This window comes from Stenotrophomonas sp. 2YAF26 (assembly GCF_052114625.1).
GTDB lineage: Bacteria > Pseudomonadota > Gammaproteobacteria > Xanthomonadales > Xanthomonadaceae > Stenotrophomonas > Stenotrophomonas indicatrix.
The window spans coordinates 1-22,839 of record NZ_JBFRFC010000013.1; the positions used below are offsets into that span (position 1 = coordinate 1).

25 protein-coding genes are annotated in these 22,839 nt (G+C 66.5%); 19 read left to right on the top strand and 6 right to left on the bottom strand.

Annotated features, from left to right (window positions below; all coding sequences use genetic code 11):
- Positions 1 to 262 precede the first annotated feature (262 nt).
- From AB4Y98_RS14185 to parE, 3 genes are all read right to left on the bottom strand, one after another.
- Complete coding sequence (locus AB4Y98_RS14185) at positions 263 to 1,759, bottom strand: S10 family peptidase (protein ID WP_442244572.1); 1,497 nt, start codon at positions 1,757 to 1,759, stop codon at positions 263 to 265.
- Between the two features lie 98 nt (positions 1,760 to 1,857).
- Positions 1,858 to 2,436, bottom strand: a complete 579-nt coding sequence (locus tag AB4Y98_RS14190; RefSeq protein WP_394195698.1) for a GNAT family N-acetyltransferase — start codon at positions 2,434 to 2,436, stop codon at positions 1,858 to 1,860.
- 254 nt (positions 2,437 to 2,690) lie between these two features.
- Positions 2,691 to 4,580, bottom strand: a complete 1,890-nt coding sequence (parE, locus tag AB4Y98_RS14195; RefSeq protein WP_025878894.1) for a DNA topoisomerase IV subunit B — start codon at positions 4,578 to 4,580, stop codon at positions 2,691 to 2,693.
- Between the two features lie 160 nt (positions 4,581 to 4,740).
- On the opposite strand from parE, the gene AB4Y98_RS14200 reads away from it, so the two are divergent.
- From AB4Y98_RS14200 to truD, 10 genes are all read left to right on the top strand, one after another.
- A complete protein-coding gene (locus AB4Y98_RS14200) occupies positions 4,741 to 4,974 on the top strand; it encodes a hypothetical protein (RefSeq protein ID WP_025878895.1) in 234 nt (77 codons plus the stop codon).
- A 401-nt stretch (positions 4,975 to 5,375) separates the two neighbouring features.
- Positions 5,376 to 7,040 carry a CTP synthase gene (locus AB4Y98_RS14205; RefSeq protein WP_025878896.1) on the top strand — a complete coding sequence of 555 codons (1,665 nt, stop codon included), beginning with the start codon at positions 5,376 to 5,378 and terminating at the stop codon, positions 7,038 to 7,040.
- 88 nt (positions 7,041 to 7,128) lie between these two features.
- The gene (gene kdsA / locus AB4Y98_RS14210; protein ID WP_012510652.1) at positions 7,129 to 7,959 is read left to right on the top strand and encodes a 3-deoxy-8-phosphooctulonate synthase; all 831 of its coding nucleotides are present in this window, start codon (positions 7,129 to 7,131) and stop codon (positions 7,957 to 7,959) included.
- Positions 7,956 to 8,303: a hypothetical protein gene (locus AB4Y98_RS14215; RefSeq protein WP_442244573.1), complete on the top strand. Its 348-nt coding sequence runs from the start codon at positions 7,956 to 7,958 to the stop codon at positions 8,301 to 8,303. Before kdsA ends, AB4Y98_RS14215 begins: the two co-directional genes overlap by 4 nt.
- A complete protein-coding gene (locus tag AB4Y98_RS14220) occupies positions 8,303 to 8,635 on the top strand; it encodes a hypothetical protein (RefSeq protein ID WP_442244574.1) in 333 nt (110 codons plus the stop codon). The genes AB4Y98_RS14215 and AB4Y98_RS14220 overlap by 1 nt, the downstream gene beginning before the upstream one ends.
- Before the next feature lie 97 nt (positions 8,636 to 8,732).
- Positions 8,733 to 10,025: a phosphopyruvate hydratase gene (gene eno / locus AB4Y98_RS14225; RefSeq protein ID WP_442244575.1), complete on the top strand. Its 1,293-nt coding sequence runs from the start codon at positions 8,733 to 8,735 to the stop codon at positions 10,023 to 10,025.
- Between the two features lie 4 nt (positions 10,026 to 10,029).
- Positions 10,030 to 10,380 carry a cell division protein FtsB gene (gene ftsB / locus AB4Y98_RS14230; protein ID WP_025878900.1) on the top strand — a complete coding sequence of 117 codons (351 nt, stop codon included), beginning with the start codon at positions 10,030 to 10,032 and terminating at the stop codon, positions 10,378 to 10,380.
- A complete protein-coding gene (gene ispD / locus AB4Y98_RS14235) occupies positions 10,377 to 11,075 on the top strand; it encodes a 2-C-methyl-D-erythritol 4-phosphate cytidylyltransferase (protein ID WP_442244576.1) in 699 nt (232 codons plus the stop codon). The genes ftsB and ispD overlap by 4 nt, the downstream gene beginning before the upstream one ends.
- 34 nt (positions 11,076 to 11,109) lie before the next feature.
- Complete coding sequence (ispF, locus tag AB4Y98_RS14240; protein WP_442244577.1) at positions 11,110 to 11,607, top strand: 2-C-methyl-D-erythritol 2,4-cyclodiphosphate synthase; 498 nt, start codon at positions 11,110 to 11,112, stop codon at positions 11,605 to 11,607.
- Positions 11,604 to 12,635 (top strand): tRNA pseudouridine(13) synthase TruD, encoded by a 1,032-nt coding sequence (gene truD, locus AB4Y98_RS14245; protein ID WP_363731134.1) that lies wholly within the window; start codon positions 11,604 to 11,606, stop codon positions 12,633 to 12,635. The genes ispF and truD overlap by 4 nt, the downstream gene beginning before the upstream one ends.
- A gap of 172 nt (positions 12,636 to 12,807) precedes the next feature.
- Here the strand turns inward: truD and AB4Y98_RS14250 are convergent, their stop codons facing one another.
- The gene (locus AB4Y98_RS14250) at positions 12,808 to 13,347 is read right to left on the bottom strand and encodes a Smr/MutS family protein (RefSeq protein WP_032976509.1); all 540 of its coding nucleotides are present in this window, start codon (positions 13,345 to 13,347) and stop codon (positions 12,808 to 12,810) included.
- A 209-nt stretch (positions 13,348 to 13,556) separates the two neighbouring features.
- On the opposite strand from AB4Y98_RS14250, the gene surE reads away from it, so the two are divergent.
- The 4 genes from surE to AB4Y98_RS14270 are packed head-to-tail and all read left to right on the top strand — an operon-like array spanning position 13,557 to position 16,426.
- Positions 13,557 to 14,336 carry a 5'/3'-nucleotidase SurE gene (gene surE, locus AB4Y98_RS14255; protein ID WP_089240247.1) on the top strand — a complete coding sequence of 260 codons (780 nt, stop codon included), beginning with the start codon at positions 13,557 to 13,559 and terminating at the stop codon, positions 14,334 to 14,336.
- On the top strand, positions 14,333 to 15,010 hold the full coding sequence (locus AB4Y98_RS14260; protein WP_025878906.1) for a protein-L-isoaspartate(D-aspartate) O-methyltransferase: 678 nt from the start codon (positions 14,333 to 14,335) through the stop codon (positions 15,008 to 15,010). Before surE ends, AB4Y98_RS14260 begins: the two co-directional genes overlap by 4 nt.
- Positions 15,011 to 15,029: 19 nt before the next feature.
- Complete coding sequence (locus AB4Y98_RS14265) at positions 15,030 to 15,644, top strand: YqaA family protein (protein ID WP_100464718.1); 615 nt, start codon at positions 15,030 to 15,032, stop codon at positions 15,642 to 15,644.
- Positions 15,641 to 16,426, top strand: a complete 786-nt coding sequence (locus AB4Y98_RS14270) for a peptidoglycan DD-metalloendopeptidase family protein (protein ID WP_032976511.1) — start codon at positions 15,641 to 15,643, stop codon at positions 16,424 to 16,426. Before AB4Y98_RS14265 ends, AB4Y98_RS14270 begins: the two co-directional genes overlap by 4 nt.
- 215 nt (positions 16,427 to 16,641) lie before the next feature.
- On the opposite strand, the gene AB4Y98_RS14275 is transcribed toward AB4Y98_RS14270, so the two are convergent.
- Complete coding sequence (locus AB4Y98_RS14275) at positions 16,642 to 17,016, bottom strand: Mth938-like domain-containing protein (protein WP_442244578.1); 375 nt, start codon at positions 17,014 to 17,016, stop codon at positions 16,642 to 16,644.
- A 12-nt stretch (positions 17,017 to 17,028) separates the two neighbouring features.
- Entirely contained in the window at positions 17,029 to 17,334 is a 306-nt protein-coding gene (gene yhbY / locus AB4Y98_RS14280; RefSeq protein WP_025878910.1) for a ribosome assembly RNA-binding protein YhbY, read from the bottom strand.
- A gap of 64 nt (positions 17,335 to 17,398) precedes the next feature.
- Between yhbY and rlmE the strand changes: the two genes are divergently transcribed.
- From rlmE to miaA, 5 genes are all read left to right on the top strand, one after another.
- Positions 17,399 to 18,031 carry a 23S rRNA (uridine(2552)-2'-O)-methyltransferase RlmE gene (gene rlmE, locus AB4Y98_RS14285; protein ID WP_312110565.1) on the top strand — a complete coding sequence of 211 codons (633 nt, stop codon included), beginning with the start codon at positions 17,399 to 17,401 and terminating at the stop codon, positions 18,029 to 18,031.
- A gap of 66 nt (positions 18,032 to 18,097) precedes the next feature.
- Complete coding sequence (ftsH, locus tag AB4Y98_RS14290; RefSeq protein ID WP_162292006.1) at positions 18,098 to 20,035, top strand: ATP-dependent zinc metalloprotease FtsH; 1,938 nt, start codon at positions 18,098 to 18,100, stop codon at positions 20,033 to 20,035.
- A 98-nt stretch (positions 20,036 to 20,133) separates the two neighbouring features.
- On the top strand, positions 20,134 to 20,319 hold the full coding sequence (locus AB4Y98_RS14295; RefSeq protein WP_100464731.1) for a hypothetical protein: 186 nt from the start codon (positions 20,134 to 20,136) through the stop codon (positions 20,317 to 20,319).
- 576 nt (positions 20,320 to 20,895) lie between these two features.
- Entirely contained in the window at positions 20,896 to 21,792 is an 897-nt protein-coding gene (folP, locus tag AB4Y98_RS14300; protein ID WP_363731148.1) for a dihydropteroate synthase, read from the top strand.
- A complete protein-coding gene (miaA, locus tag AB4Y98_RS14305) occupies positions 21,792 to 22,745 on the top strand; it encodes a tRNA (adenosine(37)-N6)-dimethylallyltransferase MiaA (protein WP_442244579.1) in 954 nt (317 codons plus the stop codon). The genes folP and miaA overlap by 1 nt, the downstream gene beginning before the upstream one ends.
- The last annotated feature ends 94 nt before the right edge of the window (positions 22,746 to 22,839 follow it).

The following is a 22,839-nucleotide window of genomic DNA, read 5'->3' on the forward strand; positions in this document are numbered from 1 at the left end:
CGAAGGCGGGGTGGGTCCGGTTGCGGGGGTGTCCGCGGCATGGATGCCGCGGCCAAGCCCCCAAGGGTGAGGGCGCTTTGCTTGCGAAGCACTGCTTCGCAAGCGCCCGAACGCACAGCCGCCAGCGGCTGGGCCGGTCTGGGGGTTTACGGCGTCCCCCGCAACCGGGCCCACCCCGCCAACCCACGGAAAGCCAGCTTTTGACGTTGCCGTTGCCGTTGCTGTCAGCGGGTGCCGGGCCGCAGGCCCGGCCGACAACCCCTCAGTTGCGCTGGAACAACGCCTGCACGTCCCTGCGGAACGCCGCCTGGCTGTCAGCCCGGCTGTAGAACATGTGCCCACCCGGATAGCTGCGCACCTGCACGCGGTCCGGATTGCTGCCCATTGTCGGCATCTGGTCCACCGTCAGGATCGAGCCCATGAACGGGCACGACAGATCATTCCAACCGTGCACGATCAGCACCTGCAGATGCGGGTCGATAGCAACCGCCTGGCGCAGCTGTGTCACCGCACCCTCGCGCAGGTCGCCATTGCGATCCCACAGACGGTTCACGTCGTAGTTCAGTGCCTGGTAGCGCGCATCCACCTTCCAGCCGACCTCGCGGGTAACGAAGTCGACCATCGCCGTGGTGGTCGGGGCGATGATGCTGTCCAGCAGCGGATCGTTGGCGCGCTGCTCCGGATCGTTCGGGAATGGATCGAATGCAGTGACGTTGGAGTCGTAGCGGCTTCCCAGCGTGCCCTTGTCGCGGAACACCTCGCGCAGGTAGGCCTGGGTTTCCAAGCGACCGCCGGCGCGGCGCACGAACTGCGGGTCCAGGCCGGTCAACTCGGCCACCCGGCGCAGCATCACCTCGGTCGCCTGCGGATCGCTGCGGCCCTTCATCAACGCGGTGGCGTAGTCGCCGCGGGTGTACTCGACCACCTCGCGCATCGCCGCGTCGGTCAGCTTGCCCTGGCGCTCCAGGTGCGCGGCAGCGATCGACGGCAGGGTCTGCATCCACGCCATCGGCGAGACATCGGCGTTGTCTTCCAGCGTCGGGCTCAGGTACGGCGACACCAGCACCAGGCCGTTCATCGCCACGCCCAAGCGCGTCTGCAGGAAGTGGGTGATGCGCGGGCCGCGATAGCCGCCATAGCTCTCGCCGGTCAGGTACTTGCGCGAGGCCATGCGCTGGTTGCGCAGCAGCCAGTCGTAGATCGAACGCGACAGGTACTCGATATCGGCGCTGGGGTTGTACAGCTGCTTCTTCGCTTCGTCATCGCCGATGCGGGCACGGCTGAAGCCGGTTCCCACCGGATCGATGAACACCAGGTCGGTGAAGTCCAGCCAGGTGCCGGGATTGTCGTGCAGCTTCGCTGGCGCCGATGCGCTGTCGCCTTCCGACCCGAAGGTCACCACCTTCGGGCCGATGGCACCCAGGTTGAGGTACACAGAAGAAGCGCCGGGGCCGCCATTGAGAGCGAAGGTCACCGGCCGGTCCTTGCCCGGCATCGTGTAGGCGGTGAACACCACATCGGCTATCACCTTGCCCTTCGCATCGCGTACCGGCAGGGTGCCGACGGTGGCGGTGTAGTCGAGGGTGCGCCCAGCCAGGCGCATGCTCTGGCGAGCCGACGCATCGGCCGGCAGGGGCGCGGCTTCGGTCTTTTCTTCTTTCGTTTCGGAGGCGCCGTCAGCAGCAGGCGCGGCCAGCACGCAGGCAGGGGCGATCAGCAGGCCGACGCAGAGCGCGGCAGAGTGCAGCAGGAACTTCATGGCACCGGAACGGCAGCGGAAGGGACTCCGATGCTAGGGCGGGGTGCCGCGTACCGTATGTGTCCAAAGGCATGGGCCAGCGTTGCGGCCTGATCCGGTCAAGCGGAGGTGGCACCTCGCACAGCGTCGTCGGCCAGCAGCCCATACACGGCCGAGTCCGCCAGCTCACCGCGGATGCGCCAGCGCTGCCGCAGCAGGCCTTCGCGGTGGAAGCCCAGGCGTTCGAGCACGTGTGCCGAGGCGTGGTTGCGTGGATCGATCTCCGCTTCCACCCGGTGCAGTTGCAGGGTGTTGAACAGATAGGCCAGCACCTGCTGCAGCGCTTCATGCATGTAGCCGTGGCCCTGCCTGCCAGGTGCCAGCAGATAGCCGATTTCGGCACGTGCCGCGTCCCGATCCAGCGCAAACACCACGCAGATGCCCAGCAGCGGGCCGTCCACCGATTCGCGCAGGGCCAACTTCAATTGCGTGCCGGTAGCCTGTGCAGCCAGGTCGTCGTCGATCTGCGCGCGTGCTTCGGCGGGGCGCGTCCACGCTGCGTGGTTCCACCAGTGCATCACGTCCGGGTCGGACTGCAGGGCGAACAGGGCCACGGCGTCATCGCGGCGGATGGGGCTCAGCACCAGGCGCGCGCTGTGTAGCGGCAGCCCGGGGAACAGCAGCGAGTTGGCGGGCAATGGGGTCGTCCACGCGAATGAGCGCGCATTATGGACCCGCAGGGTTTGCCGATGGCGGCGGATCCATCGACCCAGCAATGCCGGCCGCTGGCCGGCAGCGTGGAGAGGTCTGGTAGTGCCGGCCGCGGGCCGGCAACCCAGGTATCCCGATGGTTCACAGAAAGCAGCCGGCCAGCGGCCGGCACTACCACACGTGCGGGGATCGCCCAAGGTCGGGGCCGTCGCCACGGCCCCGCGCAATCACGCGCCGGGAATCAGACTTCCAGCGAAGCCAGATCGCCCTTGCTCTCCAGCCAGCCCTTGCGATCAGACGCACGCTTCTTGGCCAGCAGCATGTCCATCAGTGAATGGGTCTGCTCGCCATCGTCGATGGTCAACTGCACCAGGCGACGGGTGTCGGGATGGATGGTGGATTCACGCAGCTGCGGCGGATTCATCTCGCCCAGGCCCTTGAAGCGGGTCACGTTGATGGCGCCCTTGATCTTCTCGCGTTCGATCTTGTCCAGCATCGAGCGCTTTTCTTCCTCATCCAGGGCGTAGAACACCTGCTTGCCCACGTCGATGCGGAACAGCGGCGGCATCGCCACGAACACGTGGCCGGCATCGACCAGCGCCGGGAAGTGCTTCAGGAACAATGCGGTCAGCAGTGTTGCAATATGCAGGCCGTCGGAGTCGGCGTCGGCCAGGATGATCACCTTGCCGTAGCGCAGGCCGCTGATGTCTTCCTTGCCCGGGTCGCAGCCGATGGCCACCGCCAGGTTGTGCACTTCCTCCGAGGCCAGCACGCTGTTGGAGGACACTTCCCAGGTGTTGAGGATCTTGCCGCGCAGCGGCAGGATCGCCTGGAAATCCTTGTCGCGGGCCTGCTTGGCGCTGCCGCCTGCCGAGTCGCCCTCGACCAGGAACAGTTCGGTGCGCGACAGGTCCTGGCTGATGCAGTCGGCCAGCTTGCCGGGCAGGGCGGGGCCCTGGGTGACCTTCTTGCGGACAACCAGCTTCTCGGTTTTCAGGCGCGCGCTGGCGCGCTCGATCGCGATCTGCGCGATCTTCTCGCCCAGCTCCACGTTCTGGTTCAGCAGCAGGCTGAACGCATCGTGCGCGGCACCTTCGACGAAACCGGCGGCCTGGCGCGAGGACAGGCGTTCCTTGGTCTGACCGCTGAACTGCGGGTCGGTCATCTTCAGCGACAGCACGAACGACACGCGGTCCCACACGTCTTCCGGGGCCAGCTTGACGCCGCGTGGCAGCAGGTTGCGGAAGTCGCAGAACTCGCGCAGCGCTTCGGTCAGGCCGGTGCGCAGGCCGTTGGCGTGGGTGCCATGCTGTGCGGTGGGAATCAGGTTGACGTAGCTTTCCTGCACCAGCTCGCCTTCCGGCAGCCAGGCCACGGCCCAGTCCACGATCTCGGTGTCTTTCTTCAGGTTGCCCACGAACAGATCAGCCGGCAGCGACTCGCGATCGCCCAGCTCCAGCTTCAGGTAATCGCGCAGGCCGTCTTCGTAGTACCAGGTGTCGACCTCGCCGGTGGCTTCGTCTGTCAGCTTGACGGTCAGGCCCGGGCACAGCACGGCCTTGGCGCGCAGCAGGTGCTTGAGCGCGCGCACGGCGAACTTGGGCGTATCGAAGTACTTCGGGTCCGGCCAGAAGCGCAGGCGGGTACCGGTGTTCTTCTTGCCGACGGTGCCGACCACTTCCAGCGGCGAGGCGCGGTCGCCGTTGCGGAAGGTGATGCGGTGTTCGGCACCGTCGCGCTTGATGTGGATTTCCACCAGGGTCGACAGCGCATTGACCACGCTGACGCCGACGCCATGCAGGCCGCCGGAGAAGGTGTAGTTGTTGTTGTTGAACTTGCCGCCGGCATGCAGGCGGGTAAGGATCAGCTCGACGCCCGGGATCTTCTCTTCCGGATGGATGTCCACCGGCATGCCGCGGCCGTCATCGCTGACCTCCACACTGCCGTCCTTGAACAGGGTGATCTCGATCGAGCGGGCATGGCCGGCGAGGGCCTCGTCCACCGAGTTGTCGATCACTTCCTGCGCCAAGTGGTTCGGGCGCGCGGTGTCGGTATACATGCCGGGGCGGCGCTTGACCGGGTCAAGGCCGGACAGGACTTCAATATCGGCGGCGTTATAGCGGGCGTTCATCTGTCTTCGAAAGCGTGGAGCGACGGGCAAGTGTGCGGTCTGGACCGGGAATTTGCACGCCTGCGGTTCAGCCTCGTTGGCGGGGAGGGGGTAAAATGGCAACCGCTGGAACCGAACACCGGCGCCCCCCACATCCGAGCCATACCGCGAGGAGGACTCCATGAAGAAGTTGCTGACCATTGCGATCCTGGCTGCCGCCGCTGTTGCAGTGCCGATGGTGCTGGCGCAGAACGCCGGCCAGCCTGCTCCGCAGCAGGGTGACCAGGCCGACAAGGCGCAGTCTGAAGCCGAGGCCAAGGCCAAGCGCCGCGCGCAGGCCAATGCCGAGATGAAGGCCAAGGGCCAGCCGGTGCCGCAGCAGGAAGAAGAGGAAGAGGCACGCAAGAAGAAGTAATTCTTCTGCCCCTCCGAAGCCCTTCCCGCAAGGGTTTCACCCTTGAACGCCCCGCCCAGCGGGGCGTTTCTTTTTGCCGATGGCGTCATCTGCCCCTTGGGTTGGCGGCCATCTATCTGTAAACTATGGCTTTCCGGGAGTAAGTGCGTGTCCACCATTTGCGAATGGGCTGGCACGGCCAAGCGTGGCCTCCAGCAAAGCGGGTCGCAGGTGACGGTCGAAGTGACCGGCACGGCCGCCCCGACCTCGCAGGGTGGTTCCCCGTTGGCGCTCGGCGCCGGCCAGGCCCGCACCTCCCTCGCTGCTCCAGCGAACCGGAAAACCCCCTTTCTGCTCCACGCCCGCCCCCCGGGCAGGCGTGGCGCTGCCGTTTTCCATTTCCAGACAGGATGCTTGCAGCCATGACTCCCTTGATTTTCGTAACCGGCGGCGTGGTGTCCTCGCTCGGCAAAGGTATTGCCGCCGCGTCACTGGCCGCCATTCTCGAAGCGCGTGGCCTGAAGGTCACGATGATGAAGCTCGATCCGTACATCAACGTCGACCCGGGCACCATGAGCCCGTTCCAGCACGGTGAGGTGTATGTCACCGACGACGGCGCCGAAACCGATCTCGACCTGGGCCACTACGAGCGCTTCGTGCGCACCCGCCTGAGTCGCAAGAACTCGGTCACCACCGGTCGCATCTATGAGGAGGTGATCCGCAAGGAGCGCCGCGGCGACTACCTGGGCGCGACCGTACAGGTCATTCCGCACATCACCGACGAGATCCGTCGCTGCATGGACGAAGCCACCGAGGGCTTCGACGTGGCCCTGGTGGAGATCGGCGGCACCGTCGGCGACATCGAGTCGCTGCCGTTCCTGGAGGCGATCCGCCAGGTACGCACCGAGCGTGGCCCGGAAAAGGCACTGTTCATGCACCTCACCCTGGTGCCGTACATCGCCGCCGCGGGTGAGCTGAAGACCAAGCCGACCCAGCACTCGGTGAAGGAGCTGCGCTCGATCGGCATCCAGCCGGACGTGCTGCTGTGCCGTTCGGAACAGCCGGTACCGGATTCGGAGCGTCGCAAGATCGCCCAGTTCACCAACGTCTCCGAGCGCGCGGTGATCAGCGTGCCCGACGTCGATGTGCTGTACCGCATTCCGATGGGCCTGCACGCACAGGGCCTGGACGAGATCGTCATCAACCAGCTGAAGCTGGCCGACAAGGCCGGTCCGGCCGACCTGTCGATGTGGGAAGACGCCGTCGATGCCACCCTGCATCCGCTGGATGCGGTGACCATCGCCGTGGTCGGCAAGTACATCGACCACCAGGACGCCTACAAGTCGGTCGGCGAAGCGCTCAAGCACGGTGGCCTGCGCCAGCGCACCAAGGTCACCCTGAAGTGGCTGGAAGCGCAGGACCTGGAAGGCAGCGACATGTCCGCGCTGGCCGATGTCGACGGCATCCTGGTGCCGGGTGGTTTCGGCGACCGTGGCTTCGAAGGCAAGGTGCTCACCTCGCAGTACGCCCGTGAGCACAAGGTGCCGTACTTCGGCATCTGCTACGGCATGCAGGCTGCGGTGGTCGACTACGCGCGCCACGTGGTGGGCCTGGAAGACGCCAACAGCACCGAGAACGATCGCCAGTCGCCGAACCCGGTGATCGGCCTGATCACCGAATGGCGCACTGCCACCGGCGACGTGGAAAAACGCGACGACAAGAGTGACCTGGGCGGCACCATGCGCCTGGGCCTGCAGGAGCAGCGCCTGAAGCCGGGCACGCTGGCCCGCGAGCTGTACGGCAAGGACGTGGTCGCCGAGCGCCACCGCCACCGTTACGAGTTCAACAACCGCTATCGCACCCAGCTGGAAGACGCCGGCCTGGTGATCGCCGGCAAGTCGATGGACGACACCCTGGTGGAAGTGGTTGAACTGCCGCGCGACCAGCACCCGTGGTTCCTGGCCTGCCAGGCGCACCCGGAATTCCTGTCCACCCCGCGTGATGGCCACCCGCTGTTCATCGGCTTCATCCGTGCCGCGCGCGAGCGCAAGGCCGGTGGCAAGCTGCTGCAGGAAGTGCGCGCCTGACTTGTCATGGGGGCCGCCGGCCCCCATCTTGCTCGCTTCAACCCCAGCGCACCGGCACTGCCGGTGTAGCGGACAACAAGGAAACGCCATGAAACTGTGTGGATTCGAGGTCGGGCTGGACCAGCCCCTGTTCCTGATCGCCGGCCCCTGCGTGATCGAGTCGATGCAGCTGCAGCTGGATACCGCCGGCAAGCTGAAGGAAGTGACCGACAGGCTCGGTGTGAACTTCATCTTCAAGTCCAGCTTCGACAAGGCCAACCGCACCTCCGGTACCGCCTTCCGTGGCCCGGGCATGGAAGAGGGCCTGAAGGTGCTGGCCGAGGTCAAGAAGCAGATTGGCGTGCCGGTGCTGACCGACGTTCATGAATACACCCCGATGGATGAAGTGGCCTCGGTGGTGGACGTGCTGCAGACCCCGGCGTTCCTGGTCCGCCAGACCGACTTCATCCGCAAGGTGTGCTCGGCCGGCAAGCCGGTCAACATCAAGAAGGGCCAGTTCCTGGCGCCGTGGGACATGAAGCCTGTCGTCGAGAAGGCCAAGGCCACCGGCAACGAGCAGATCATGGTCTGCGAGCGTGGCGCCAGCTTCGGCTACAACAACCTGGTCAGCGACATGCGTTCGCTGGCGGTGATGCGCGATACCGGCTGCCCGGTGGTGTTCGACGCCACCCATTCGGTGCAGTTGCCGGGCGGGCAGGGCACCAGTTCCGGTGGCCAGCGCGAGCATGTGCCGGTACTGGCGCGTGCCGCGGTTGCCGTGGGCATCTCCGGCCTGTTCGCCGAAACCCATCCGGACCCGTCCAAGGCGCTGTCCGACGGCCCCAACGCGTGGCCGCTGGACCAGATGGAAGCCCTGCTCGAGACCCTGATGGAGCTCGATGCGGTGACCAAGAAGCACGGCTTCTCGCGCTTCGCGTGAGCCAGCACCCGCAGGCGGCGCTGGAGATCCAGCGTCGTCGCCGGCACTGGCGGCAGTGGCCGTGGGGTCCGATCGCACTTGGCCTGGCTTTGCTGTCGGTGTCGGGTGTATTCGCCATCGGCATGCTGTTCGGTGCCGGCATGCGCCCGTCGAGTGCCGGCGGTCCGGTGGTGAACCTGTTGCCCTTCGTCATCGCCTTGGCGGTGGCTGAAGCGCTGACCATTTCCGCAGGGTTTTTCGCCGCGGTGCTCGGCTGGCGCCTGAACCGGGGCAGGGTTGCCGCTGCACTGGCGATGGTTTTGCTGTCCCTGTGGGCGGGCATCCTGCTGCACGATCTTCTTTGATGAATACGACGCCTGAACCCTCGCGCAGCTGGCCGTGGGGCCTGATCGCCCTGTTGCTGTCGGTGCTCGCCTGGGGCGGCTTGCTCGTGGGCGTGCTGGCCTTCGCCGCCAGCTTCCGTCCGCCGGGGGATGGCAACAACGGCGTGCAGGCCATGCAGTACTGGATGCTGGGCGCGCTGGTCACGCTGGTGCTGTCCTTCGTGGGCAGCCTGGTGGCGATGGTGATGGCCTGGCGACGTCGGCGCGGGCCGGTGTGCGCGGCCATTGCCGGTGGCCTGCTGGTGATGCTGGTATCGCTGGTGATGATCGTAATCGGGTCCAGCTGGGGCTGATGCCCATCACGCCATTTGGCAAGTGAGGGGTAGCCGGGGATAATCACGCGGCATTCGTTTTTGTCGCCCCCTCTCCATACAGGTAACCGGCCCGACCATGAGTACGATCCGCAGCATCCATGCCCGTGAAATCCTCGACAGCCGTGGCAACCCCACGCTGGAAGCCGAAGTCACCCTGGAGGACGGTTCGTTCGGTCGCGCCGCGGTTCCCTCCGGCGCATCGACCGGCACCAAGGAAGCGGTGGAGCTGCGTGACGGCGACAAGACCCGTTACCTCGGCAAGGGCGTGCGCAAGGCCGTCGACAACGTCAACGGCGCCATCGCCAACGCACTGAAGGGTTTGGAGGCTACCGACCAGGCCGGCCTGGACCGTCGCCTGATCGATCTGGATGGCACCGAGAACAAGGGCCGCCTGGGCGCCAACGCGCTGCTGGGTGTTTCCATGGCCGCCGCGCATGCCGCTGCTGCCTCCAGCAAGCAGGCACTGTGGCAGTACCTGGCCGGCAAGACCGGTGCGACCCCGTCGCTGCCGGTGCCGATGATGAACATCATCAACGGCGGCGCGCACGCCGACAACAACGTCGATTTCCAGGAGTTCATGGTGCTGCCGGTCGGCTTCACCTCGTTCTCCGAAGCGCTGCGTGCCGGTACCGAAATCTTCCATTCGCTGAAGTCGGTGCTGAAGGGCCACGGCCTGAGCACGGCGGTGGGCGACGAAGGCGGCTTCGCGCCGGACTTCCGCAGCAACGTCGAAGCGCTGGACACCATCCTCGAAGCCATCGGCAAGGCCGGCTACACAGCCGGTGAAGACGTGCTGCTGGGCCTGGACGTGGCCTCCAGTGAATTCTTCGAGAACGGCAAGTACAACCTGGTCGGCGAGAACAAGCGCCTGACCTCCGAGCAGTTCGTCGACTTCCTGTCTGACTGGGCCGCGCAGTACCCGATCATCACCATCGAAGACGGCCTGGCCGAGAACGACTGGGCGGGCTGGAAGCTGCTGACCGATCGCATCGGCAACAAGGTGCAGCTTGTCGGCGACGATCTGTTCGTCACCAATCCGAAGATCTTCCAGGAAGGCATCGATTCGGGCACCGCCAATGCGATCCTGATCAAGGTCAACCAGATCGGCACCCTCAGCGAAACGCTGGAAGCGATCGCCATGGCCGACCGTGCCGGTTACGCCGCCGTGGTCTCGCACCGTTCGGGTGAAACCGAGGACACCACCATCGCCGACATTGCGGTGGCTACCACCGCTACCCAGATCAAGACCGGCTCGTTGTGCCGCAGCGATCGCGTGGCCAAGTACAACCAGCTGCTGCGCATCGAGGAAGCCCTCGGCGCCGGCGCGCGTTACGCTGGTCGTGACGCGTTCGTGTCGCTGAAGCGCTGAGCCGATGCGCGACTGGCGCTGGCTGCTGTTGTTGCTGGCCCTGCTGCTGGCATGGCTGCAGTACCGTTTCTGGTTCGGCCCGGGCAATTCGGGTGAAGTGATGATGCTCGAAGCCCAGGTCGCCAACCAGGAGCGGGACAATGACGGTCTGCAGCAGCGCAATGACGCGCTTGCTGCCGAAGTGAAGGACCTCAAGGAAGGCCAGTCCGCCATCGAAGAACGCGCGCGCAGCGAGCTGGGCATGATCAAGCCCGGCGAGAAGTTCTATCGCGTCGTGGAAGATGCACCGACGCGTCCGGCGCAGCCTGCGCCGGTTGCGGCCCCGGCCGGTGACCATCCGGCGGACGTGCCATGAGCGCGGCGATCTGGGTGGTTGTTCCGGCCGCAGGGCGCGGCACGCGTTTTGGCGCGCCGTTGCCCAAGCAGTACCTGCAGGCGGGCGGGCAGACCCTGCTCGCCCACACCCTGGACGCACTGCTGGCACACCCGGCCGTGGCCGGGGCGATGGTGGTGATCGGTGCGGACGATGCCGACTGGCCGGGCTGGATCGAATGGGCCGGAAAGCCGGTGCTGACCTGCACCGGTGGCGCCACCCGCGCCGCCTCGGTGCTGGCGGGGCTGCAGGCCCTGCCGGACAGCGTGCGTGCCGATGAATTCGTGCTGGTGCATGATGCGGCGCGTCCGAACCTGTCGCAGGCCGATCTTGGCCGCCTGCTGGAAGTGGGCCGCACCGATCCGGTCGGCGCCATCCTGGCCGCGCCGGTACGCGACACGCTCAAGCGTGCTGGCGACGATGGCGGCATCGATGGCACCGAGCCACGTGAGCGCCTGTGGCGTGCACTGACGCCGCAGCTGTTCCGCCGTCACCAGCTGATCCGCGCACTGTCCGAGGCCGCTACCGCCGGTGTCGATGTGACCGACGATGCCATGGCCATGGAGCGCCAGGGCCAGCGCCCGCTGCTGGTGGAAGGCAGCGAGGACAACTTCAAGGTCACTACGCCGGCCGATCTCGATCGTTTCGAATTCGTACTCTCCCGCCGCGCCGGCTGACCGCCCGCGCGGCCCTGCTGCAAGGGCTGCATCCATGAGCACCTCCCCGTTCCCGCCCGTCCGTATCGGCCAGGGCTACGACGTCCATGCCTTCGCTGAAGGCGACCACATCATGCTCGGTGGCATCGCGGTGCCGCACAGCTGCGGCGTGATCGCCCACAGCGACGGCGACGTCATCCTGCACGCGTTGTGTGACGCCATGCTCGGTGCGATCGCGCTGGGCGACATCGGCCAGCACTTCCCGCCCACTGACGACCGCTGGAAGGGCGCGGACAGCAGCGAGTTCGTGCGCCATTGCGATGGCCTGCTGCGCGAGCGCGGCTGGCGTGTCGGCAACACCGACATCACCGTGATCTGCGAACGGCCCAAGGTCGGCCCGCATGCGCTGGCCATGCGCGAGCGCATCGGTGAACTGTTGCAGCTGCCGTTGGATGCGGTGAGCGTCAAGGCCACCACGTCCGAGAAGCTGGGCTTCACCGGCCGTGGCGAAGGCATCGCTGCGCAGGCGGTCGTGCTGCTGGTGGCCGCATGATCCCGTTGCCGCTCGCGTTTGGTGCGCCGCTGCTGCAGGCGCGCATCCGCACCACGCCGGAAGATTTCCAGGTCGATGAGTTGCCCGCTTTCGAAGCGACCGGTGAAGGCGAGCATCTGCTGCTGCATATCCGCAAGCGTGGCGCCAATACGGTGCACGTGGCCAAGGTCCTGGCCAAGTGGGCGGGCCTGCCGGAAATGGCGGTCAGCTACGCCGGCATGAAGGATCGCAACGCGGTCACCACCCAGCGTTTCAGCGTACATCTGCCCAAGCGCGTCGCGCCCGATCTGGCCGAGCTGGCCAGTGACGAGATCGAGGTGATCGACTCCACCTGGCACAACCGCAAGCTGCAGCGCGGTGCGTTGGCGGGCAACCGCTTCAGGCTGGTGCTGCGCGATGTGCAGGGAGATGCAGCGGCAATCGACGAACGCCTTCAGCAGATCGCCACGCGCGGCCTGCCGAACTGGTTCGGCGAGCAGCGCTTCGGGCGCGATGGCGGCAACGTTCCCGCTGCGTTGGCGATGTTCGGTGGCCGTCGCATGCGCAAGGACCAGCGTTCGCTGCTGTTGTCGGCGGCGCGTTCGGCCTTGTTCAACCGCGTGCTCGCTGCACGCGTGGAGCAGGGCAGCTGGGACCAGCCGCTGCAGGGCGAAGTGTGGATGCTGGACGGCAGCCGCAGCGTGTTCGGCCCCGAGCCCTACAGCGACGTGCTGGCCGAGCGCCTGGCACGTTTCGACATCCACCCCAGTGCTCCGTTGTGGGGCGAGGGTGAACTGCGTAGCAGTGACGCGGCCCGTGAGCTGGAGTTGGCGGCGCTGGATGATGACGAATCCAAGGCGCTGCGCGCCGGCCTGGAAGAGGCTCGGCTGAAGCAGGAGCGGCGCGCGCTGCGGCTGCGTCCGGCGCTGCTGCAGCACCAGTGGCTGGCCGATGATGTACTGGAGTTGTCCTTCGCGCTGCCGCCGGGCTGCTATGCCACCGCGGTCCTGCACGAGCTCGGCCAGGTCGAAGACGCTTCGCAGGCCTGACGGAAATGGTGGCGGAGGCGAAGAGCATCCACGCAGGCGTGGATCCACTTTCCTCCGCCCGCCACAGTAGATCCACGCCATGCGTGGATGGGCCGTCAGTAGATCCACGCCATGCGTGGATGGGCCGTCAGTAGATCCACGCCATGCGTGGATGAATCCCACCGGCAGAACGTCAGCGCCGCGCCAGCAGCACCAGCATGGCGCCGGTGCCGCCTTGCCCGGTCGGGGCGGAATGGAACGCCAGCACGTCGTTGCGCAGGCGCAGCAGCCGGTCCACCAGGTTCTTCAGCACCGGCGCACTGCCATCGGACTGCAGGCCCTTGCCGTGGATGATGCGCACGCAGCCGTACTCGTGGGCGTGCGCCTCCAGCAGGAACTGGCGCAGCATCATCTCGGCCTGCGCGGCGGTGGCGCCGTGCAGGTCCAGTTCGTCCTGCACCGAGTACTGTCCGCGCTTCAGGCGCTGGAACAGGCGTGGCGGCAGGTTGTCGCGCCGGTAGCTGGCAACGTCGCCCGCTTCCAGCGGGGCGTTGTCGCGCAGCAGCCGGGCGAACTCACCGGCGGCTTCTGCGTCGTCGCGCTCGGCCATGCGCGCGCGCGGTCTGGGCCGCGGCGCGGCAGGCGCGGGCTCCACTTCCTTGCGCAGCGGCGTCACTTCGCCGATGGCTGCACGGAACAATGCAGCCGGATCTTCGTCTTCAGGGTGCGACATGCGCACAGGTTAAACCGCCTGCGCGGGTCTGCCTATGACCGTTGGATGTCGCCCGTGACCGCAGACAGGGTAGGACCCAGCGCCCGCTTGCGGCACAATAGTCGGCGCACTTGCGGAGCTGCCGCCTCCCTGGAGGAGACGGGCGGGCTTCGCCCACGTTGCAAGGTGACGGGATCGAATTCTTGGAAAATCAAGCGGTTAAATCGAAGATGCGCATCCTGGTCAGCAATGATGACGGTGTCGACGCGGCGGGCATCCGGATGCTTGCATCCGTGCTGCGCGAGGCCGGGCACGAAGTCACGGTGGTCGCACCCGACCGCGACCGCTCCGGCGCCAGCAATTCGCTGACCCTGGATCTGCCGATCCGGCTCAAGCGCATCGACCACTACACCGTGTCGGTGGCCGGCACGCCCACCGACTGCGTGCACCTTGCGCTGACCGGCCTGCTCGAATTCGAGCCTGACATTGTCGTGTCCGGTATCAACAATGCCGCCAACCTCGGCGACGACGTGATCTATTCCGGCACCGTCTCGGCAGCGATGGAAGGTCGTTTCCTCGGTCTGCCCGCTGTTGCGGTGTCGCTGGTGACCCGCAATCACGACCCCAAGCATTTCGAGACGGCGGCGCGTGCCGCAGTGGAGATTGTTGCCCGCCTCAAGGCCGATCCGCTGCCGGCCGACACCATCCTGAACGTCAATGTGCCGGACCTGCCGTGGAGCGAGGTCAAGGGCTTCGAAGTCACCCGCCTGGGTAACCGCCATCGCGCCGAAGGCTGCATTGCGCAGAAGGACCCGCGCGGCAACGAGGTGTACTGGATCGGTCCGGCCGGCCGCGAGCAGGATTCCGGCCCGGGCACCGATTTCCATGCGGTGCGCACTGGCCATATTTCGATCACGCCGATCCAGGTCGACCTGACCCGCTACCAGGCGCTGGAAAAGGTCGCCAGCTGGGTCGGCGGCCTCACCGCCGCGCTGGACCAGCCGGCATGAGCCCACGCCTGCGCCTGCAGCCGGAAGCGGTCGGCATCGGCATGACATCGCAGCGTGTGCGTGACCGCTTGGTCGACCGCCTGCGCGAAGCCGGCATCGTCGACGAGTCGACGCTGAACGCGATCCGGGTGGTGCCGCGCCATCTGTTCATCGATGAGGCCCTGGCCTCGCGCGCATATGAAGACACCGCGCTGCCGATCGGCCACGGCCAGACCATTTCACAGCCGTGGGTGGTCGCGCGGATGACCGAGGCCGTGTTGCAGGTGGCGCCGAAGAAGGTGCTCGAAGTGGGCACCGGCTCCGGCTATCAGGCCGCAGTGCTTGGTGCGCTGGGGTTGGAGGTCTATACCGTCGAGCGCATCGGTGACCTGCTGCGGCAGGCGCGCAAGCGTTTCCGCGCGCTGGGCATGAATATCCGCACCAAGCACGACGACGGCCGCGTGGGCTGGGCCGAGCATGGCCCGTTCGACGCCATCGTGGTTACCGCCGCCGCACCCGCACTGGTCGATGCCCTGGTCGAGCAGCTGGCCGCAGGTGGTCGCTTGGTAGCCCCGGTCGGTGGCGCGGGCGCACAGTCGCTGGTGCAGCTCGACCGCAAGGACGACGGCAGCATCGAACAACGCGTGCTGGCGCCGGTCACCTTCGTGCCGCTGCTGTCTGGCATGCTCGATTGAATCCACGGAGCAGGGTTGCATGAAGATTTTCGGGCCGCTGTACGAGCGGGCGATGAAGTGGGCCGCGCATGAGCGCGCGCCGACCTATCTGATGGTGCTGAGCTTTTTCGAAGCCATCATCTTCCCGGTGATGCCGGAAGTGATGCTGGCGCCGATGTGCGTGGCCCAGCCCAAGCGCGGCTGGTGGTTCGCCACCCTCAGCCTGGCTGGCTCGATGGTTGGCGCGGTGATCGGTTACGCGCTGGGCCACTACGCGTTCGAAGCGGTCAAGCCGATGTTCGAGGCGCTGGGCATGCTGCCGGCGATCGAGCAGGGCATCGCTACCGTGCAGGCCAAGATGGTGGAATCGCCCTGGGCGGTGTTCACTTTCCTGGTGCTGGGTGGTTTCATGCCGATTCCGATGAAGGTCTTCACGTGGGCATCGGGTATCGTCGGCGTGCCGATGCCGCAGTACCTGTTGAGCATGTTGATCGGTCGTGGCAAGCGCGTGTTCGTGCTGGCTGCGGTCATCCGTATCGGTGGTGCGCGCGCCGAAGCAGCGCTGCGCCGATGGATTGAACCGCTGGGCTGGATCGCCACCGCGTTGGTGGTGGTGCTGATCGCCTGGCTTGTATGGAGGTCGAAGTTCGCATGAGTGCAGATCGTCTGAGCAAGGGAGTGCGCATCGGCGCGCTGGCGTTGCTGGTATCCACCCTGGCCGCCTGTGGCACCGCCACCGTGGTCCGGCCCAGTGGCGGCGGCAGCAGTGGCGTCAGCACGCCGAAGACGTCGGTGCCCAAGCCGGGGCAGACGGTGGTCGTGCGCAAGGGCGACACCATCTATGCGCTGGCCCGCATCCACGACATCACCCCGGCCGACCTGATCGCCTGGAACAACCTGGACAACCCGTCGACCATTTACCCGGGGCAGGTGATCCGCCTGTATCCGGCCGGTTCCGGTGGCGGCCGTGCGCCGACCACCGTGGTCACCGCGCCGCGTCCGGCTGGCAGCACGTCTGGCGGCAGTACCGCGCCGACGCCGGGTCCGGCTGGTCCGGTCAAGAGCAACATCGCCTGGCGCTGGCCGGCCGATGGCGCAGTCGTGGGCCGCTACGTGGCCGGCGATGCGACCAAGCAGGGCGTGGACATCGCCGGCACCAGCGGCGCGCCGGTGAAGGCCACGGCCAATGGCGTGGTGGTGTATTCCGGCGCCGGCCTGGTCGGCTATGGCGAGCTGATCATCATCAAGCACAGTGACCAGTGGCTGTCGGCCTACGGCCACAACCGCAAGCGCCTCGTCAATGAAGGGCAGAGCGTGAAGGCCGGCGAGCAGATCGCCGAGATGGGCCGTACCGGCGCCAACCGGGACATGCTGCACTTCGAGATCCGCTACAACGGCAAGCCGGTCGACCCGCAGCAGTATCTGCCGGCGAAGTAACCGGCCGCTCTTTTTCCGGGCGGATCCCCGGCCCGGCGCAGCGCGCCGGGCGTTCACCGAGGGCGCGTCCCATGGGCCGCAAGCGCCCTCGGCTCACCCGCTACAACGGCAAGCCGGTCGACCCGCAGCAGTATCTGCCGGCGAAGTGACCGGACATTCGCCCGCCTTGCGGGCGGATCACGGGAGCGCCGGGCCATGCCCGGCGGCGTGGGGCCTCAGCCTTCCAGGATGAAGGCGGCCGCTACCTTGCGGCCTTCGCCGGCAAGGATGTTGAAGGTGCGCGCGGCAGCTGGATTGTTCATCACTTCCAGGCCGATACCACGCGACAGGCAGGCGGCAATGACAACCGCCGGCGGAAACGCCTGGCGCTCGCCGGTGCCGAGCAGTATCAACGCCGGCTTCAGTGCCAGGATCGGCTCCAGGTCCGCCACCTGCAGCGCCGCGACGTCGGTCACCGGCCACTGCTCGACCAGCTGGTCCGGGGTCAGGAAGAAGCTGTTGCCCAGAACGCGATCATTCACCCGTGCCGAGCGACCGTCAGCGGCGCGCAGGCTGTAGGCGTAGTCGGGCAGTTCGTGGTTCAGCTGCATGGCAGGGTCCGATCAGCCGCGCGGCAGCACGATCTGGCGGTGTTCCTTGCTCGGGCGATACAGCACGGCCACATGGCCGATACGCTGCACCAGCGCGCTGTCGGTAGCCTGCACGATCTCGCCGATCATCACGTCGCGGGCGTCACGGTCTTCGGCGGCAACCTTCACCTTGACCAGTTCGTGGCGTTCCAGCACTTCGTTCAGCTCGGTCAGGAAGGCCGGAGTGACGCCCTTGCCGCCGGTCTGCAGCAGGGCCTTCAGGTCGTGGGCTTGGCCGCGCAGGAAACGGGTCTGGGAAGGGGTCAAGGCAGTGGGCATGCAGAAAACACGGTTGAATGGGACGATCAGGGTATCATGGCGACCCCATCAGCCCCTATTTCCAATGGCTACCCGCAGCAAAAGCAGCCAGCGCTGGCTCAAGGAACACTTCTCCGATCCCTTCGTGAAGAAGGCCCAAGCCGAAGGCATGCGCTCCCGTGCGGCCTACAAGCTTGAAGAACTGCTCGAACGTGACCGGCTGCTGAAGCCGCACATGGTGGTGGTTGACCTCGGCGCGGCCCCGGGCGGCTGGTCTCAGCAGGTTCGGAGGCAGATCGGCGATACCGGCCGCGTGCTGGCCCTGGACATCCTGGACATGCCGCCGCTGGCCGGCGTCGAGTTCCTTCATGGTGACTTCAGGGAAGAAGCCGTCCTATCGGAGTTTGAAGCCATGCTCGGGGATCAGCCGGTAGACCTTGTGCTGTCGGACATGGCCCCCAATAAGAGTGGTGTGGGCGCGGTCGACCAGCCGCGGATGATGCACCTGGCGGAGCTGGCCATGGATTTTGCCGACAACCACCTCAAGACTGGTGGGGCATTCCTGATCAAGCTGTTCCAGGGCGAAGGCTTTGACGACTACGTGCGCGACATGCGCCGCCGGTACGACAAGGTCTCCATCCGCAAGCCGGAGGCCTCGCGCAAGCGCTCTCCCGAGGTGTATGCCTTGGGTCAGGGAAAACGCGCCCACATGAAGTAAGCTCGACCCCGTAAGTTCGACCCCAACGCAACGCCAGCACTAAGAGGAACACCGGAGCCAATGAGGATGAACGACTTGACCAAGAACCTCCTGCTATGGGTGGTCGTCGCCGTCGTGCTGATGGTGGTCTTCCAGAGCTTCTCGCCCAAGACCTCGGGGGCCGGGGCGCAGGGCGCTTCGTACTCGCAGTTCCTGGACCAGGTGGACACCGGCAACGTGCAGAAGGTCGCCTTCGGCGGCGATACGCGCGGTGGCACGAGCCAGATCACCTACACCACCCGTGGTGGACAGTCGTCCACCATCACCGCGCCGTTCGATCGCGACCTGATCAACGTGCTGCGCACCAAGAATGTCGAGATCGTGCAGGAAGAGCCGTCCAGCGGCATCTCCCTCGGCGCGATCCTGATGAATTTCCTGCCGGTCATCCTGATCATCGGCTTCTGGCTGTTCATCATGCGGCAGATGCAGGGCGGTGGCGGCGGTGCCAAGGGCGCGATGTCCTTCGGCAAGTCGCGCGCCAAGCTGCAGGGCGAAGACCAGATCAAGGTCACCTTCGCCGACGTTGCCGGCTGCGACGAAGCCAAGGAAGAGGTCGGCGAACTGGTCGACTTCCTGCGTGACCCGTCCAAGTTCACCAAGCTCGGCGGCAAGATCCCGCGCGGCGTGCTGATGGTCGGCCCTCCGGGTACCGGCAAGACGCTGCTGGCCAAGGCCATTGCCGGTGAAGCCAAGGTGCCGTTCTTCTCGATCTCCGGTTCGGACTTCGTGGAAATGTTCGTCGGCGTCGGCGCCAGCCGTGTGCGCGACATGTTCGAGCAAGCCAAGAAGCACGCGCCGTGCATCATCTTCATCGATGAAATCGACGCCGTCGGTCGCCACCGTGGTGCCGGCCTGGGCGGCGGTCATGACGAGCGCGAGCAGACCCTGAACCAGCTGCTGGTCGAGATGGACGGTTTCGAAGGCGGCGAAGGCGTGATCGTGATCGCCGCCACCAATCGTCCGGACGTTCTGGACCCGGCGCTGCTGCGTCCGGGCCGCTTCGACCGCCAGGTGGTGGTCGGTCTGCCGGACGTGAAGGGCCGCGAGCACATCCTCAAGGTGCACATGCGCAAGTTGCCGCTGGCCGACGACGTCGTGCCGATGGTGATCGCGCGTGGTACTCCCGGCTTCTCCGGTGCGGACCTTGCCAACCTCTGCAACGAGGCAGCCCTGTTCGCCGCCCGTGGCAACGAGAAGGAGGTCCGCATGGACCACTTCGATCGTGCCCGCGACAAGATCCTGATGGGTGCCGAGCGCCGCTCGATGGCCATGAGCGAGGAGGAGAAGACCCTCACCGCTTACCACGAAGCCGGTCACGCCATCGTCGGTCGTTTGGTGCCCGAGCATGACCCGGTCTACAAGGTCACCATCATCCCGCGCGGCCGTGCGCTGGGTGTGACCATGTACCTGCCGGAAGGCGACAAGTACTCGATCAACCGCGTGGCGATCAACTCGCAGCTGTGCTCGCTGTATGGCGGTCGCGTCGCCGAAGAACTGATCTTCGGGCCGGACAAGGTCACCACCGGCGCCTCCAACGACATCGAGCGTGCCACCAAGATGGCCCGCAACATGGTCACCAAGTGGGGCCTGTCGGAGACCCTTGGCCCGATCGCCTACGGTGAAGAGGACGATGAAGTGTTCCTCGGTCGTTCGGTCACCCAGCACAAGAGCGTATCCAACGACACTGCGCGCCGCATCGATGAGGAAGTGCGCAGCATCCTGGACAAGGCCTATGCCCGGACCACGGAGCTGCTGACCGCCAACGTCGACAAGCTGCATGCGATGACCCAGCTGCTGCTGCAGTACGAAACCATCGACGCGCCGCAGATCGACGCCATCATGGAAGGGCGCGACCCGCCGCCGCCGATGGGTTGGACCAAGTCGAGCAAGGACGATGGCGGCAATGACAAGGGTGGCGACGCCCGTCCGCTGCCGCCGATCGCCGGTCCGGCCGAATCGATCTGACGGCCTGCCGTACGCAATGCAAGACGAGGCCGGGGCAACCCGGCCTTGTTGTTTCCGGGCCCCGGCCCATCCGATCCCGACAGTCCGCTGGAGTCCGCATGTCCGCCCCCAAGCCTGAACCGATTTCCCACACTGCCGAGATGGTGATCGCCACCGTGGTCGGCGTCGCCGTCGGCCTGACCGTGGACAATCTGCTGCTGGGCTGTGGCGTGGGTATCGCAGTGGGCATCCTGCTGAGCATCATCAAGACGCTGTACGTGGACCGGAAGCGTCGGCGCAAGTAGGGTTCTGCGGCCGGGCTGCGCCCGGCACCCACGGTAGTGCCGGCCGCTGGCCGGCAACCTCAACAGCAACAGCAACAGCCGGCATTCCGTGGGATGGCGGGGCGGTGTCGGATTGCGGGGACGCCGTGAACCCATCCTTGGGGGCTTGGCAGCCGCATTCATGCGGCTGACACCCCGCAATCCGACACCGCCCCGCCTTCGACAATTTCCCGCTGCTGTTGGGCCGCTGTTGGTAGGTGTCGAGCTTGGTCGACACGGTAGATCCACGCCATGCGTGGATGCTCTTCGTTCAATTGTCGAGATACTCGATTCCTATGGAGATTCATCCACGCACGGGGTGGATCTACCGGCCACCGGGAAACTGTCGAAGGCGGGATGGGTCAGGTTGCGGGGGTGTCCGCGGCATGGATRCCGCGGCCAAGCCCCCAAGGATGGGTTCACGGCGTCCCCCGCAACCGGACCCACCCCGCCATCCCACGGAAACCCGCTGTTGCTGTGGCTTGCGCCCTGGCCTCTGCGGGTGCAGGGCGCAGCCCTGCCGCCGTAAACTAACCTTCGTTGCCTGCAGGATTGACCATGTTCGACATCTCGCCCCAGCTCGATTGCGCCGGCCGCATCCTGCGCCTGGACCGTGCCCGGGTCATGGGTATCGTCAACGTCACCCCGGATTCGTTCTCCGATGGTGGTGCCCATGACACCAGCGAGGCGGCGGTCGCGCATGGCCTGAAGCTGGTGGAGGAGGGCGCCGACCTGCTCGACATCGGCGGCGAATCGACCCGTCCGGGCGCGGCACCGGTGTCGATCGACGAAGAACTGCGTCGTGTCGTGCCAGTCATCGAGCAGCTGGCAGCGCGCACGGCGGTCCCGATCAGCATCGATACCTTCAAGCCGGAGGTGATGCGTGCCGCGGTTGCTGCAGGCGCCGGGATGATCAACGACATCTTCGGCCTGCGCCAGGACGGTGCGCTGGAGGCGGCGGCGGACGCAGGCGTGCCGGTGGTGCTGATGCACATGCAGGGCGAGCCGGGTCACATGCAGGCCGACCCGCAGTACGACGACGTGGTCGGCGAGGTCCATGGCTTCCTGGTGCAGAGGCTGTTCGCTGCGGAGATGGCCGGCATCGCGAAGAAGAATCTGGTGATCGACCTCGGCTTCGGCTTCGGCAAGACCACGGCCCACAACATGACGCTGCTGGCCCGTTCGGAGCGTTTCCTTGAACTGGGCGTGCCGATGCTGGCCGGGCTGTCGCGCAAGCGCAGCCTGGGCGAGCTGACCGGTCGCCAGTCGCCGGCAGAGCGTGTTGCTGCGTCGGTGGCCGCGCATCTGATCGCCGTGCAGCGCGGCGCCCGTATCGTGCGCGTGCACGATGTGGCAGCGACGGTCGATGCGTTGAAGGTCTGGCTGGCGGTCGAGGCGGTACCCGCCGTGCGGGTGGATGCCAAGCCCACCCTCCGCTGGCCGGACGAAGACTGATGGCAGTGGATCAGCGGCCGCTGGCGATCGCCGTGATGGGGCCGACCGCCAGCGGCAAGACCGCCACCGCGATCGCGCTGGCGCAACAACTGGACGGTGAAATCGTCAGTGTCGATTCGGCGCTGGTCTATCGCGGACTGGATATCGGTTCGGCCAAGCCGGATGCTGCCGAACGCGCACAGGCACCGCACCACCTGCTGGACCTGCGCGATCCCTGGCAGACCTATTCCGCCGCCGAGTTCGCTGCCGACGCCGCCCGCGTGGTGGCCGACATCGTCGCCCGAGGCAAGACGCCGATCCTGGCCGGCGGCACGGGGCTGTACTTCCGCGCGCTGTTGCAGGGTCTGTCGCCGATGCCGGAGGCCGACCCGGCGATGCGTGCCGTGCTGAGCGCCGAGGCCGCCGAGCGAGGCTGGGCTGCGCTGCACGCCGAACTGGCCGCCGTTGACCCCTCCGCCGCCGCACGCATCCATGCCACCGACCCGCAACGTATCCAGCGGGCACTGGAGGTCTACCGGCTGACCGGCACGCCGATCAGTGAATGGCAGCGCCGCCCCGGGGTGGCCCCGTTGCCGGTGCGCACGTTGAAGCTGATTCTGGCGCCGCGCGACCGCGCCGTCCTGCACCAGCGCATCGAGGCCCGCTTCGACGCCATGCTCGCGCAGGGCTTCCTCGACGAAGTGCGCGCCCTGCGTGCATTGCCGGAAATGCGGGCGGTGGCCGCACCGCTGGACCTGCCCGCCGTCCGCGCGGTGGGGTATCGCCAGGCCTGGGAGTACCTGGACGGCGACGGGGACTTGGCCCGCTTCCGTGACAAGTCCATTTTCGCCACCCGCCAACTGGCCAAGCGCCAGCTCACCTGGCTGCGCGGTGAGCTTGATGCGCGCTGGTTCGACCCCCATATGGATGGAGAGCGCCTGGCGGGCGCGGTGTCGACCTTCGTTGCACGCTGAACCGGCGCTGGCCGTGTACCATCATGGGCCGGCAAGCGGCTCGGGGGCCGCGGCAACCGCCGGCTACCAATAAGAACAATAATCAGGAGTGTGC

Excerpts from the sequence above, each read along its gene's own strand:
- AB4Y98_RS14185 (WP_442244572.1), bottom strand. The coding sequence starts at position 1,759 with ATGAAGTTCCTGCTGCACTCTGCCGCGCTCTGCGTCGGCCTGCTGATC.
- parE (WP_025878894.1), bottom strand. The coding sequence starts at position 4,580 with ATGAACGCCCGCTATAACGCCGCCGATATTGAAGTCCTGTCCGGCCTT.
- AB4Y98_RS14200 (WP_025878895.1), top strand. The coding sequence starts at position 4,741 with ATGAAGAAGTTGCTGACCATTGCGATCCTGGCTGCCGCCGCTGTTGCA.
- AB4Y98_RS14205 (WP_025878896.1), top strand. The coding sequence starts at position 5,376 with ATGACTCCCTTGATTTTCGTAACCGGCGGCGTGGTGTCCTCGCTCGGC.
- kdsA (WP_012510652.1), top strand. The coding sequence starts at position 7,129 with ATGAAACTGTGTGGATTCGAGGTCGGGCTGGACCAGCCCCTGTTCCTG.
- AB4Y98_RS14220 (WP_442244574.1), top strand. The coding sequence starts at position 8,303 with ATGAATACGACGCCTGAACCCTCGCGCAGCTGGCCGTGGGGCCTGATC.
- eno (WP_442244575.1), top strand. The coding sequence starts at position 8,733 with ATGAGTACGATCCGCAGCATCCATGCCCGTGAAATCCTCGACAGCCGT.
- ftsB (WP_025878900.1), top strand. The coding sequence starts at position 10,030 with ATGCGCGACTGGCGCTGGCTGCTGTTGTTGCTGGCCCTGCTGCTGGCA.
- ispD (WP_442244576.1), top strand. The coding sequence starts at position 10,377 with ATGAGCGCGGCGATCTGGGTGGTTGTTCCGGCCGCAGGGCGCGGCACG.
- ispF (WP_442244577.1), top strand. The coding sequence starts at position 11,110 with ATGAGCACCTCCCCGTTCCCGCCCGTCCGTATCGGCCAGGGCTACGAC.
- truD (WP_363731134.1), top strand. The coding sequence starts at position 11,604 with ATGATCCCGTTGCCGCTCGCGTTTGGTGCGCCGCTGCTGCAGGCGCGC.
- AB4Y98_RS14250 (WP_032976509.1), bottom strand. The coding sequence starts at position 13,347 with ATGTCGCACCCTGAAGACGAAGATCCGGCTGCATTGTTCCGTGCAGCC.
- surE (WP_089240247.1), top strand. The coding sequence starts at position 13,557 with ATGCGCATCCTGGTCAGCAATGATGACGGTGTCGACGCGGCGGGCATC.
- AB4Y98_RS14260 (WP_025878906.1), top strand. The coding sequence starts at position 14,333 with ATGAGCCCACGCCTGCGCCTGCAGCCGGAAGCGGTCGGCATCGGCATG.
- AB4Y98_RS14265 (WP_100464718.1), top strand. The coding sequence starts at position 15,030 with ATGAAGATTTTCGGGCCGCTGTACGAGCGGGCGATGAAGTGGGCCGCG.
- AB4Y98_RS14270 (WP_032976511.1), top strand. The coding sequence starts at position 15,641 with ATGAGTGCAGATCGTCTGAGCAAGGGAGTGCGCATCGGCGCGCTGGCG.
- AB4Y98_RS14275 (WP_442244578.1), bottom strand. The coding sequence starts at position 17,016 with ATGCAGCTGAACCACGAACTGCCCGACTACGCCTACAGCCTGCGCGCC.
- yhbY (WP_025878910.1), bottom strand. The coding sequence starts at position 17,334 with ATGCCCACTGCCTTGACCCCTTCCCAGACCCGTTTCCTGCGCGGCCAA.
- rlmE (WP_312110565.1), top strand. The coding sequence starts at position 17,399 with ATGGCTACCCGCAGCAAAAGCAGCCAGCGCTGGCTCAAGGAACACTTC.
- ftsH (WP_162292006.1), top strand. The coding sequence starts at position 18,098 with ATGAACGACTTGACCAAGAACCTCCTGCTATGGGTGGTCGTCGCCGTC.
- AB4Y98_RS14295 (WP_100464731.1), top strand. The coding sequence starts at position 20,134 with ATGTCCGCCCCCAAGCCTGAACCGATTTCCCACACTGCCGAGATGGTG.
- folP (WP_363731148.1), top strand. The coding sequence starts at position 20,896 with ATGTTCGACATCTCGCCCCAGCTCGATTGCGCCGGCCGCATCCTGCGC.
- miaA (WP_442244579.1), top strand. The coding sequence starts at position 21,792 with ATGGCAGTGGATCAGCGGCCGCTGGCGATCGCCGTGATGGGGCCGACC.